Annotated in this window: 11 protein-coding genes; all 11 read right to left on the bottom strand. The window is 63.8% G+C overall.

The window, feature by feature from the left end; genetic code table 11:
• Window positions 1-186: 186 nt before the first annotated feature.
• The 11 genes from AB0M74_RS09595 to AB0M74_RS09645 all read right to left on the bottom strand — a co-directional run bounded on the left by AB0M74_RS09595 (window position 187) and on the right by AB0M74_RS09645 (window position 12,309).
• A complete protein-coding gene (locus AB0M74_RS09595) occupies window positions 187-729 on the bottom strand; it encodes a C40 family peptidase (RefSeq protein ID WP_364903975.1) in 543 nt (180 codons plus the stop codon).
• A gap of 780 nt (window positions 730-1,509) precedes the next feature.
• Entirely contained in the window at window positions 1,510-2,400 is an 891-nt protein-coding gene (locus tag AB0M74_RS09600) for a hypothetical protein (protein WP_364903978.1), read from the bottom strand.
• On the bottom strand, window positions 2,400-3,254 hold the full coding sequence (locus AB0M74_RS09605; RefSeq protein ID WP_364903980.1) for an AAA family ATPase: 855 nt from the start codon (window positions 3,252-3,254) through the stop codon (window positions 2,400-2,402). The genes AB0M74_RS09600 and AB0M74_RS09605 overlap by 1 nt, the downstream gene beginning before the upstream one ends.
• A gap of 190 nt (window positions 3,255-3,444) precedes the next feature.
• Complete coding sequence (locus tag AB0M74_RS09610) at window positions 3,445-4,764, bottom strand: hypothetical protein (protein ID WP_364903983.1); 1,320 nt, start codon at window positions 4,762-4,764, stop codon at window positions 3,445-3,447.
• Between the two features lie 144 nt (window positions 4,765-4,908).
• Window positions 4,909-5,361, bottom strand: coding sequence for a VOC family protein (locus tag AB0M74_RS09615; protein WP_364903986.1), 453 nt, complete (start codon window positions 5,359-5,361; stop codon window positions 4,909-4,911).
• Window positions 5,362-5,365: 4 nt separating this feature from the next.
• A complete protein-coding gene (locus AB0M74_RS09620; RefSeq protein WP_364903989.1) occupies window positions 5,366-6,601 on the bottom strand; it encodes a cytochrome P450 in 1,236 nt (411 codons plus the stop codon).
• Between the two features lie 10 nt (window positions 6,602-6,611).
• Window positions 6,612-7,847: a ParB N-terminal domain-containing protein gene (locus AB0M74_RS09625; RefSeq protein WP_364903992.1), complete on the bottom strand. Its 1,236-nt coding sequence runs from the start codon at window positions 7,845-7,847 to the stop codon at window positions 6,612-6,614.
• 586 nt (window positions 7,848-8,433) lie between these two features.
• Window positions 8,434-9,192 (bottom strand): TauD/TfdA family dioxygenase, encoded by a 759-nt coding sequence (locus tag AB0M74_RS09630; RefSeq protein WP_364903995.1) that lies wholly within the window; start codon window positions 9,190-9,192, stop codon window positions 8,434-8,436.
• A gap of 63 nt (window positions 9,193-9,255) precedes the next feature.
• Window positions 9,256-10,407: an acyl-CoA dehydrogenase family protein gene (locus tag AB0M74_RS09635; RefSeq protein WP_364903998.1), complete on the bottom strand. Its 1,152-nt coding sequence runs from the start codon at window positions 10,405-10,407 to the stop codon at window positions 9,256-9,258.
• Window positions 10,400-11,521, bottom strand: a complete 1,122-nt coding sequence (locus AB0M74_RS09640) for a zinc-binding dehydrogenase (protein ID WP_364904001.1) — start codon at window positions 11,519-11,521, stop codon at window positions 10,400-10,402. The genes AB0M74_RS09635 and AB0M74_RS09640 overlap by 8 nt, the downstream gene beginning before the upstream one ends.
• Window positions 11,518-12,309 carry a phytanoyl-CoA dioxygenase family protein gene (locus AB0M74_RS09645; protein WP_364904003.1) on the bottom strand — a complete coding sequence of 264 codons (792 nt, stop codon included), beginning with the start codon at window positions 12,307-12,309 and terminating at the stop codon, window positions 11,518-11,520. The genes AB0M74_RS09640 and AB0M74_RS09645 overlap by 4 nt, the downstream gene beginning before the upstream one ends.
• Between the last annotated feature and the right edge of the window lie 7 nt (window positions 12,310-12,316).

The following is a 12,316-nucleotide window of genomic DNA, read 5'->3' on the forward strand; positions in this document are numbered from 1 at the left end:
GACCGCAATCGTAGGCCGGATCCAGACGGTGCGCCCCGGCGGCCGGAGTTCGCAGTGCCGCGCCGAGGTCGCGTTCGCGGGTGAGTCTCCCGGCGGCAAACTCGAGCCGCTTCGATCGGACGGAGCTTCGGGTCCCATCGGTCCTGGGCTCTTCCCTCGAGGGCGAGGCATGTTCGCGGGCGGAGGTCAGAACCGACGGGCGCCGGCCACCGGCATCGACGAGAGGGGCGAGGTGGTCACCCCGGTGCCGTATGTCGAGGCGTGGACAACCTTGCCGTCACCGGCGTAGAGGGCGGAGTGGCTGCCACCGTAGAACGACACCACATCGCCCGGTTGCAGGTCGTCGAGCGGTACCGGTGTTCCGGCGGCGAGCTGGCCGTAGCTGGTCCGCGGCACGTCCACATCGGCCTGCTCGTAGGACCACTGCACCAGACCCGAGCAGTCGAAGGAGTCGGGGCCGACCGCGCCGTAGTTGTAGGCGGAGCCGAGTTTGGACCGTGCGGCGTCGATGGCGACCTCGCCCCTGGTCTTCTGCGGTGCCACCACAGCGGGCGCGGCCGGCGCGGGGGGCTTGATTCCGGGAAGTCCGGCAAGGAACGGAAGCTCGATTCGTGGGAAGTCTCGCAGGAATGGGAGCTCGATTACCGGAACAGTCGCGGGCGCCGGAAACTCGATCGCCGGAACAGCCGCAGATGCCGGGAGCTCAATTCCTGGAACAGGCACCGACACCGGAAGATCAATTCCTGGAACAGGCACCGTTACCGGAAGATCAATTCCCGGGACAGGCACCGATACCGGAAGATCAATTCCTGGAACTGCCGAGGCCGCAATCTCAATTCGCGGAACTGCCGAGGCCGCAATCTCAATTCCCGAATCCGCGACGGCAGCGGGATATTCGATTTCGGATACATCGACAAGGATGGGGTCTTCCGCCACCGGGAGTATGGCGTGATTCCGGAGCTCGATTCCAGGTACATCGACGAGGGTCGAAATATCGTCGGGAATCTCGATTACTCCAACACCCGGGATCGTCACCGGCTGGGCCGATGCGTCTCCAGCGTTCAGCAACATTCCGATGAAAGTGGCGGCGGCTACAGCCACCGCGCCAAGGGTCCACATAACAGCGCGCTTCAGGTAGCTAAAATATCGGACGTCGGTCGTTGATGCCATGATGCGGTCCTCCGATGCTCACATCTTCGGCCGATGGCGGGTCGTACAACGCCGCATTGCACGGCGCGCAGGACATGTGCCAAAGACCTCGAATTGATTCGAAAACCATCACGGTGCTATGTCAGTCCAGCGGATCCGATCCGAGCGTCCACATTTCGTCATATTTCGCACGACGTAAAGCGCAACACGCCATATTTTCGATAACGAAACAATAACTACCCGTGGCGACTCGACGTTCTGATTCGAGAAAAGAAGGCGCCGCACAGCAGTGACTACCACTACGAAAAGCGCCCCGCAGCGGATTCCGATCCACTGCGGGGCACCGTCAGGCCTCGGATATCAGGCGGTGATCTGCTCCTCGATCTGTTCGGCAATCGTGCGGAGCTTCGCAGCGAATTCGCGCGCCGCCGCCGGGTCGTCGCTCGATCCCTTCACGACTCGCCGGGTCAGCGCGGCAAGCCGCGATTCCATGGCAGTGAACATGTCCGGCGCTCGGCCGTTCGAGTCGTCGGACAACTCACCGCGCAGCCACGCCTGCAGCCGCTCGACCACCGTGGCCTCGTCGTAATGGTCAGGAAGGAGTGCGACCGCTTCGCGGAGCTTGCCCGCGGTGACCTTCGCATCGGCACCACCGGCAACCGTCGTGTACACGGTGACCGCCGCCTCTTCGCCGTGCTCGGCCACCACCGGAAGCAATTCGCGGACCTGCCCTTCGTTGATGGCGGGCGCCACCGGGTGCAGCCGGGCGGCAAGAGGCCAAGCACGAATGAGCTTGTGGGCGTATGACCGCTGCATATCCCACCGCTGTTCGACGTAGTCGTCGAAGGTCTCGTGACTATCGCGGTACAGTCGCCCGTCGCGGACGATCTGGAGAGCTCGCCCAGCGGCCCAGAACGCGATACGCAGCGTGTCGATCGACGACTCGCACAATGTCAACTGCGACCGCTCCCGCTCACTCAGCGGGCCGGCACCGGCAACAGGCACCGGCATGGTCAAGACATTCAGACCCGGGGCCTTCTCCGGAGCTTGTCGCGGGGCCTGCTCCGGAGGCGGCTCCGGGACCCGTCCCAGCGGCGCCGGGGGTGCGGGCGGAGCCGACGCGATCGTCTCGGTAGCACCTGGCCGCCGCCATTCCGCGTCGCGTAGTGGCGAAACCGGCGGCGTGTGCTCAGCACTGTCGGCCAGTGGATTGAGGCCGCCTATCGAACCCTTCCTACGCTGGGGAGGCATCAGGCCGGCACCTCCACTGCGACCCGATAGGCACTCACCAGCTCGTCGCCCACCTGCCGATACTCCGCCAGGTCTTCGATCGGATTCTCGGCGCCGTCGCCGACCTCCCCATCTGCCGCCTCTCGATACCATTTCCAAGAACTCAAATAGGATTGGAATACGTCATACCCGGCGTTCTCCAGATTCCCCCGTTGTGTCCGGTATTCGGTCGAGACATTGATGCCGTTCTTCATTGTCACCGGAACTTTGGTCATCAGGACTCGCACTCGAATCTCCCGATTGCCTTCGGCGGCCGCCTCCTCGGCCGCCCTATATGTACTCGGCACTCGTTTGACCTCAGAGGGGCTCACACTCGTCAACAGCACGAGCTCATCGCTCACAGGGATAGCGGCTTTGAATATTTCGGCCGACTCACCACCGGCATCCACGATGATGACATCGAACTCGGTGGCATTGTCGGCGATGCAATCGTTGACGTGCCTGGACGGGAAAGCAATCAACTCGAACGGCACCTCGATTTCCCCCTTGATCAGCCGCCGGTGCCACGAGTACCCGGTTTGACTGAGCGGGTCGGCGTCGATTACCAGCACCCGCAGTCGGTGAATCGATGCGAAGTAACTCGCCAAGAAAAACGCTGATGTCGTCTTGCCGACACCGCCCTTGAGATTCCCCAGCGTAATAACCAGAGGTTCGGGCAGATCGAGTGCCGCAACAGAATTCGTCATGGACGGTCCTCCAGGGTGAGGAGTTAAATTACTGTGCGGAGAAAGTTTCGCACGGCACCGACGAATTCCAGCTGATTGCAGCGCCCGTTTCGCGGGCGTGGCGCACAGCGGACGTGTCCAATTGGACACACTGCGTCCATCGGACGCTATTTAGGTCGGCGCGGACTCCAGCCACCCCCGGCCCGGCGCCGCTGGATGACTCCGGGCACGGTGGCGACACGGCGCCCGGCCGAGGCGATGAATGCGTGCGGCCGCAGCCGAGCGTCGACTTCACGCCATTGAGCTCGGCGGCCTGATACCACCCGCCCGCAGGACCGGGCTATTGCCAGAACGAGGGCGTCAACCCGTATCGGTCGAATACCTTCACGACGGCCGCCCTGAGCTCCTCGGCTGTCGACGGAGCGCCCGGATGCAGGACCGACATCCGTATGGTGACAGCGCCGTCCACCTGCGCCATGATCCATGTCAGCACTCCACCGGAGGCCAGCAGGGCGGCGTAGTCGCGATGGAGTGGTCGAACCAGTCCGGTACAAATCGCGGTGGCGGGCGCACCGTCGATACAGGCCGCCCGTGGGTCGATCTCCGGTACCACCGACAACTCGGTGCCCACGAAATCCGCCGGGCGGCGCACGAGCCGGGCGAATGCGCGGCGGGGCGCGGCGATGAACACCGGCCACATCTTCTCGTTGCGCCGAGTGATGTCGGCGACGGCCCCGAAGGCGTCTTTCATCGTCGCTCGCAGCGGTGCCAGATCCGCCGCGCCCGCATCGGCATCCACCCTCATTTCCACCAAGGCCACCGCATTGGCCCTGGTGTCGTCCGGCCCAGTACGCAAGTTGACCGGCATGTCTATCCGCACCCGTCCATCCGCCTCCGTCCGCCCGAGCAGCACCGCGAGATCCGCCAGCGCCGCGGCGGTCAGCGTCGTCGGCGTCCCGTTTCGGGTCTGTGCCGCAGCGTGCCACTCCTCGGCATCGACGCTCCAGGTCATTCGTACGAATTCGCCTGTTCGAGCGGATGTTTCGTCTTCTCCGGCGGTCGTGCCCGGTTCGGGTGTCACAGAATCCGGCGTGGCCGACCGGCGCAGGCGAACGAGTTGAGGCACCGCCGCAACCACACCGGCCAGTTGGCGAACAGCAGCGACAGCGTCGGCAACGAGCAAACGCATACGGCCATAGCGGTCGGCGGCATAAGTCCAGTCCGGGTTCGTATCCGTGACTGCTTCGACGATGGCAAGGAACAGCGCACCGCCATCGGCGAGGACGTGCGACAACACCAGCGATACCGCCGCGCCGCCATCATCGAGTTCGGTCACGGCCAACCGCCAGGCGGGGCCGCCATAGATCGGGACGTCCTGCTCCTCACGCGCGATCATCCACTCGTTGAGCTTCGACCTTTCGATCGGTCGCGATCCGATATCGAGTGGCGCGAACTTCGCGTCGGCGGTCCAGCGATCACCTGCCGCGCGCAAAACGGCAGCAACAGCGACACGCCCCAGCCTGCCGCGCTGCAACCGGGAATGAAAAGCCTGGAGCTGCTCCATATTCACCGGCCGGTCGTAGACCCACACCATCTGGCAGGCCATGGCCGTGGCCGTGAATTGATGGCTGCGCGCCCACACGCTATCTCTGCCAACCATGCGATACATACGAGACCCTTCAGGAACGATTGCACTCGAAATCACGACCTCGGCCGCGTGCCCGAGACCGGCAATTGACGACAGGCGGCAGTTCACGCGAACAACCGAGACGGGCACCGTGCGGTCGCCATGGCCCGTCGATATTCACTCGGCGATGCGTGGGGCTTCGCGGATTTCCAAGGTGACACCGGCGGACGCCGAGGTATCGAAATAGGTGAAGCCGCTGCCGTCGGCTCGCCTGCCGGTCATCCACGGTGTGATGCCCATGCTCGATGCCATGCCGGTGTGCGCGTCGACGTCGGGCACGGTGAAGCCGATGTGGAAGACGCCGCCGCCGGTTCGTTCGAGAAAATCCCGCTGCGGCGAGTCGCCGGGTCCTGGCTGCACCAGCTGTATTTGGATGCCCGCGGCATCGGTGTACATGTACTCCAGATCGAGGAAGGCATCTCGGTCGGGAACCTCGAGGTCGACATACTGGCTCAGGGGCGGGTACTTCTCCCAGGAGCCGATGCCGACGGATTCGTAGAACGCCATCGCCGACGCGAGATCGGCGACCACGATGCAGACGTGATGCAGGTGCTGGAATGAGTTCGGCAACAGATCACCCTTCCGCCGGCACGGGAGCCGAGGTAGAACGGCCCAGCCGGATCGGCAGCGATTCCAGACCTCGGGTGAAGTAGCTCGGATTCCACCGCAGGTCCTCGACGGCTGTGGCAAACGAAATTTCGGGGTAGCGGGCCAGCAGACTGGAGATCGCGATGTGCGCCTCTTTCCTGGCCAGCGTGGCACCGGCACAGAAATGCATCCCGTATCCGAACGCGATGTGCCGGTTGTCCAGCCGGTGCGGATCCACCTCGTCGGGACGGTCGAATACCTTGGGATCGCGGTTGGCGCCGGACAACGATGCGAGCACAATCTGTCCGCTGTCGATTTTCCGGCCACCGAGTTCGATGGGCACCGTCGTGAAGCGGTAGGTCGAAAGATTCGACGACGCTTCGTATCTCAACGTCTCCTCGATAAAGGCCGGAATCAGATCCGGATCACCTACCAGTTCGGTAAGGAGATGTCGTTGGCGCAGCATGAGCAGCACGGCATGGCCGATGAGCCCCGCAATCGTTTCCTGACTGCCCAGCAGCAGCGCGTTGATCATGGCCACGAGCTCGACCTGGTCGAGCCGACCCCCCTCGTCGGTCGCGGCGATCAATTCCGACACGAAATCGGTGCGCCCGTTCGCCGAACGCTCCTCGACGAGCCGGGCGACATACGCCTTGAACTTCGCTGCGGCGGCGTACTTCTCGGCCGGGTCCGCCGTCGACTGCTGCGTGATCAGCCACCCCTGAAATTCTGTGCGGTCGGACGCGGCTATACCGATGAGTTCGCAGATGACCGTGACCGCAAACGGATACGCGTAGGCCTCCACCAAATCGACGGACTCCTCATCGGCCATGGCATCGAGCAGCTGCTGCGCGATCTGCGCGACCCGAGGCGCGACATCCCGAACCACCCGACCCGAGAGCACCTCCATGGCGATTTTGCGCAACCGAGTGTGGCGCGGCGGGTCGGAATAGACCATGTGATTGTTCACCGGTGGGTCCAGTCGCATGACGGCATTGCCGTTGGTCTGCGCGATCTCCCCCACCGGCCCGTACAGGTCCTTGCTGATGGTCGGATCCGTCAATACTCGTTTGGCCAGTGCATAGTCGGTGACCAGCCACACCCGCATCCCGTTCGGAAATTCGACGTGGTGAACCGGCCCGCGCTCATTCAGCAGCCGGTAGGTACTGTGCGGATCTTGAAAGAACGACGCGGTCAACTGATAGACGGAATCCGTGGTCACCGAGCACCCCTTATGCCACTGTGGTGTGATGCAGGTCTGCCAGGGCGTTGGCGAAATCATGCCAGCCCGAGGCATATTCGCGCGCTATGCGGGCGACGATGCCAGCGCAGTGCGGTGGCACGCTGGAGCCCAGCTGTTCCCACGCTTGCGCTTCCTTCGGCAGCGAGCTCAACAGGCGAAGCAGCGCTCGACCGGAATCGGTCAACCGCAACGATGGGTCCTTCTGCAGCATGCGGAGCAACTCATCGGGCGTCCGGCCGTGGGCGATGGACACCGCCGCAGGCCGTTCGGCTCGCTTGACCTTGCCCGGCACCGGATCTTCGCCACGATTCAATCGCGCCCGCACGTCGCGAACCGTCGCAGGCGAGATACCGGCTGCTCTCGCGATCTCGCGCAGCGACGCGTCCGGTCTCTCCTTGATCAGCTGACTCGCCAATCTGCGTCCAGTCTCACTGTCCAGCGGCCTGACCTTGCCGTCACGGCCTATCCTGCTGGTCAACTCCGGAACCGACGTGGCCGAGCAACGACGAATCGTCGAAATTGTCTTGGCCGCCAGACCGGTGAAAGCGGCCAGCGCACGATCCGACCAGTCGGGGTGCGTCTCCAGCAAGCGTTTCGCCGCGGCAATTCGATCGGCCGTGGACAGCGGCAAGCCATGACTGACGTTCTCTTTGACCGCGACTGCGAACGCATCGGATTCGGATCCCTCGAAGAAGGACACTTCGATGTCGAGATCACCGCGGAGTTCGGCCGCTCGCAGACGATGCACGCCATCGATCACACGCATCGTCCGGTGATGCACGATGATCGGTGGCAGCTCGGTGTCCAGCTCGGCCAGCCTGGCGACATGTTCGGTATCTTCGCCTGCGAGGCGAGGAGAATCCGCGACTTCCAGCAAGGCCGTCGCGATTCGCACCGGCCCGCTCAGTACCGACCCCAGGTCCGATAGCGCATCGGCACTGCTCCCGGTGTTCCCGAGGTCCAGAGCGGCTCCGCAGTCGTCAGCTTCCATAGTCACCAGTTCCCGCTTTCCTATTGCGAAGTGCGCAGCCGAATCAGCTGGGCTGTCGGACAATCGACGATTCCCGGATCCGGTACTGTCGCACTCCCACGCCTCGGCGACGCTGTCGAACATCCCCCGGTCTTCGACCCGCAGGTACATCCCGGTGCATACATCCGGCGAGTCGATACGAGCCGACGTCTCCGATGCCGCGTCGGAATGCGGGGCTTCGGTCATGGTGTCCATCGGCGCTCTCCTCCTCGAGCCGAAGCCGGGCTGGATCGCCCGAGTTGAGATTCGTTGAAAGGCAACTCATTTGCCGGTTGAACAGGACGAGAAGACGCATCTCACCGGAAAGTCAGTGCTGCCGTGACGACTACACCGGTGCATGCACCGGTGTGCCGCCGACCAGGACTTACTTATTCGATGACCCTGTCACCCCCACGGGAAACGATCATCGGCACCGCCGGGGAATTCGTCACCGGCCACGCCCCGAACCGGGGCAGGGTGCGGAGATCGGCCTCATCGGCCCGAACTTCGAATGGATGACGAAAACCGTTGCTAGCGTTCCTATTACGATCGACGCGAGTGGCCGACGAAGCGAACTCCGCTTTCCCCCGATGGCATACCGCCCCACGCTCGAGACCTTCGGGCCCGCCCAGATGCGGCGAGGTGTCGTCGAGAGTGGTCATCGACCAACCGGCCCACATCCCCGACCCGGAGCCGAAGTGGAGGTCGCCAGTCGTCCCTGCCCGAATAAATAGGGGAACAATAGTGTTCGACACAAACGCTCCAAACCAGGCGGGAACAATGGTCCATCCGAGACGACGGATCAGGCCACTGAGATACGCATCAGCTTTCTTTGCGCATCGGCGGGGTATCCTGCTCGCCCATGGACTATACGCCGATTGTCCAGCACGAGAACGTGGCCAACTTCCCATTTATGGGAGTACATGACCTGCGGGCGGCTCAACAAGTCGGCGAGCTCTTCGAAAAGTTCGAGGCTCTGCTCCTCGGTCCAACCCACGACGGCCGCCCCAAAATTCCTAGTATCATCCGAAGGATAGGCGACGCCGAGATACAGTGTGTCCCTGCCTGTTACGGGATCCACGCGGATCGGAGACTCGATCGGATTGCCTCGATCGACATAAAATTCGGACACGTTGGACCAATACTCGATCTTGATTTCCCGAAGTTTTTCGATCAGCCGAGTAGGCGCTATGGCAAAAAAGGCCGCGCTGCTCGATACAAGTGTCTCGCCACCTCGATATGGAGCCTCGATGCATTCCATTCCGATGTAACTGACATCGGTGGCATTAAGAATGGCGTCGACATGCATCGGTATATCACCGGTGCGAAATTGCGAATTGGCGGTGCCCGGCCGTTGCTGCATCGTCAGCTTCGTCCCGAACTGATACGACACCGGCTGGCCGAGCGGGCCCATGATCTGCTCTAGCGAGAGCGGTTGCTCGTCATCGGACTCCAGAATCGCGAACCCGCAGTGTTCCAGCGTCGCGCGATACGACGAAGACGGCCCCCGGCCGCACTGCGCGCTTTCGACCAATCGCTGCATGTCGACGATCGAATCCATGTCTGTTCCCTCCTGTTGCTGGGATTTGCGACGAGCCACGCTGCTCGTCGGCGGCCCGGACGGTCAGCTGCTCGGTGTCACGACTTCGCGCGCGAATGCTGCTGCCGCAGTGCCGAATTGCAGGGCGGGGTGGCCGCCTGCGGTGTGGATGTCGCGCCACAGTCGTTGCAGCGGCAGACGCGTGCTGTGCCCGCTGGTGCCGGAAATGCGCATGAGCCTGTCCACGGCTGTGACGAGCAGCTCCGCGGCGAAGGCACAGTCACGCTGATTGCGACCGGCGTCCACACGGGTGCTGGTGTCAGCCGAATCAATAAGGTGGGCAACGCGATCCAGCATCAGCTCAGCTGCATCTATTTCACCGGTGCTGCGTGCGAAGACCTCCGCATAGCGCGCGAAAACCGCATCATCGTGCGCCGGTGGACTATTCAACTTCGGTCCGATCACCCGCTGCCATTGGTTCAGCGCACCGCGGGCCGCGCCGAGCATCGGCAAACAGAAGACGAAGGTGTTCACCCCGAGCAGCGGCACCGCCCGACCGTCCGGGCCCGCCTGCGCAGTGTCGAGGTCGGTGAAGCAGCGGAAGGGAAACGTCATCGACTCGGCGACAAAGACCTCGTCGACGACGACGGTGTGGCTTCCGGTCGCCTGCATCCCGATGTCGTCCCAGGTCCGTTCGATTCCGACCGCTGCCCTCGGCACCACGAATACCCGGTCGGCGCGGGCACCGTCGAGCAGGACGATGCCCGCGAGCATTACCCAGTCGGCGTGCTCGCACCCCGACACCAGCGGCCAGGAGCCGGACAACTGCCAGCCACCGGCCACCGGATCCGCTGTACCCCTCGGTGTTACGCCACCGGACACGAGAGCGTCCGGCCCGTTCGCCCACAGTCGCTCTTGCCCCTCCGGCGGCAGAAACCCCACCGCACGAGCCCAGAGCGCGGCCAGACCCGCGCACCAGGCGGTAGCCGGACATTCGGCGCCGATGGTCACCGCGGCCCGCTTCAGTTCGGCCAAGGTGCCCCAGGTGCCGCCGAACCGCGGTGCGACGAAGTGGCGCGCGAATCCGGCATCGACAACAGCATTGATGACATCCGAATCCGGGGTCCGTGCGGCCTCGGCCTTCTCTGCGCGCTCGCCCGCAAGCACAGCGATGTCGTGGGCCCGATCCACCAGCGATGAGCCCGCCCCGGACTGGTTGGTCACCTGCTCACCCATTCCCGGATTCCTCTGACGCACAATCCAATACCGCCTTCATCACCGCACCTGCCGCGACGTCGGCAAATGCACGCTCGACCTGCTCGAGCGGGAAAGTGGCGACCAATGTTCGCAGATCGAAACGAGCGGCCAGCGTCGGAAACAATCGCAGATATTCGACGAGATGGGCCCCCGAGAACGCCCACGATCCGTACACGTCGAGCTGTCGATACACGATCTGATGCGGATTGAAGACCGTGTCGCCCGCATCGGTGTATTGCCCGACAATCAGCATCGACCCGCCCCGCCTGGCGAATTCGATCCCCTCCCGGACCGCCGATGGCACGCCGGTGCATTCGATGACCAGATCGGCTCCGTCGCCGCACAACTTTCGGACCTCGTCGAGTGCGGCCGTGCGGTCGGCGCCATCGATGACGTTCACATGGTGATCACCGATGCCCGCCCTGGCCGCGAGCTCCAGGCGCTGCGACGGTCCACCGACCAGCACCACCTGGGCCGCTCCGGAGCATTGCGCGATCGCCGCGGCCGCCAGACCGACCGGACCGCTGCCCTGCACGACAACGGTCTCACCGACACGAACCGGCCGCCGGTCGAACAAGGCGTGGACCATGGTCGGCCCCGCACACGCAAAGGCCATGGCCGCCAGGGGATCCACTCCATCGCCAACCTTCACGACCGTGGTCCCGTCCCGTAGGACGATGTGGCCGGCCCACGATCCGAACAACCCGGGTGCGACTGTCGTCGGCCGATTGACGCCACAGGTCTGGCGCGCGCCACACAGCGTCGGCTCTCGGTCCTCTCGGCAGGCCCGGCAGCGACCACAGGAAATGGAGGACGCCCACATCACCAGATCGCCGGCCGAAAGCTCAGCGCCCTCGGCATCCGTGGTCACGCCGGGGCCGAGCTCGTGGATTCTGCCGATGCCCTCGTGCCCGAGGACCAGCGGCGTAGGGATCTTCAAATGACCCTGTTGCAGATGCAGATCGGTGCCGCAGATGCCGCCGTAGCCGCAGGCGACGACGATGTCACCGGGACCGGCATCGGGAATCGGGAACTCTCGGACCGCGGGAACCACCCCGAACTCCTCGAGGACGACGGCTCGGGTAGTGGTCACAGCGTGGCCTCCAGGTGCTCATCGAAGACGGTCAGAGCTGCGGTATCACAGCCCACGAGATAGTCAGGGCGATGCGTTTCCGGCAGATTCTGCGCATCGTTGTAGGTGATGATCAGCAGCCGCCGGTCCCGGGGCGACATATTCGTCGGCGACGAATGCACGAGCTCCGGATGGAAGTAGACGACCGACCCCGCTTCGGCACGCAGGCTCCGAATCCCCCTGCGGTCGATCAATCCCGCCAGCTCATCGGCGCCGAGTGCGACGTCCGCCGGGTCGACATGCCGGGCGTCGGCCGACGTCTCGCTCCGTCCGGCGTGCTGCAGCGCTTCGCGATGGGAACCGGGAACGAAATACAACGGGCCGTTGAATTCTGTCGAGTCATCCAACAGAATCGCGGCGTTGACCAGTCGCGGCGCCGGAAGTCTGTCCGCGATTCGCCAGGCCGGATAGTCGCGGTGCCAGTCGACCTTGTTATTGCCGAGCGCCGACTTGACATTGATTTTCAGCTGGTACACATAGACCTCGTCGGTCTGCAAGAGCTGGTGCACCGGAGCCAACAGCGCGGCAGACCGCACCACGGATTCGAATTCGGGTCGGCGCAGGTGGGAGGCGTAGAGAGCGCCCACCCGATCGGAATCCGGTTCGAGAACGACATGTGGCCCGTCATGGGTCACGTCCTCGGAGTACCCATTGGCAAGTACCTCGATCTCCGATGCACTGAACGCGCCCGGCACCACGGTGAAACCGTCTCGCTCGTACTCGGACAACTGGTCATGCGTCAACTTCATAGCGTCC

This window comes from Nocardia sp. NPDC051463 (genome assembly GCF_040681975.1).
Taxonomy (GTDB): domain Bacteria; phylum Actinomycetota; class Actinomycetes; order Mycobacteriales; family Mycobacteriaceae; genus Nocardia.

Coding starts and splice junctions, on each gene's coding strand:
- AB0M74_RS09600 (WP_364903978.1), bottom strand. CDS start 2,400: ATGCCTCCCCAGCGTAGGAAGGGTTCGATAGGCGGCCTCAATCCACTG.
- AB0M74_RS09610 (WP_364903983.1), bottom strand. CDS start 4,764: ATGGTTGGCAGAGATAGCGTGTGGGCGCGCAGCCATCAATTCACGGCC.
- AB0M74_RS09625 (WP_364903992.1), bottom strand. CDS start 7,847: ATGGACACCATGACCGAAGCCCCGCATTCCGACGCGGCATCGGAGACG.
- AB0M74_RS09630 (WP_364903995.1), bottom strand. CDS start 9,192: ATGGATTCGATCGTCGACATGCAGCGATTGGTCGAAAGCGCGCAGTGC.
- AB0M74_RS09635 (WP_364903998.1), bottom strand. CDS start 10,407: ATGGGTGAGCAGGTGACCAACCAGTCCGGGGCGGGCTCATCGCTGGTG.
- AB0M74_RS09645 (WP_364904003.1), bottom strand. CDS start 12,309: ATGAAGTTGACGCATGACCAGTTGTCCGAGTACGAGCGAGACGGTTTC.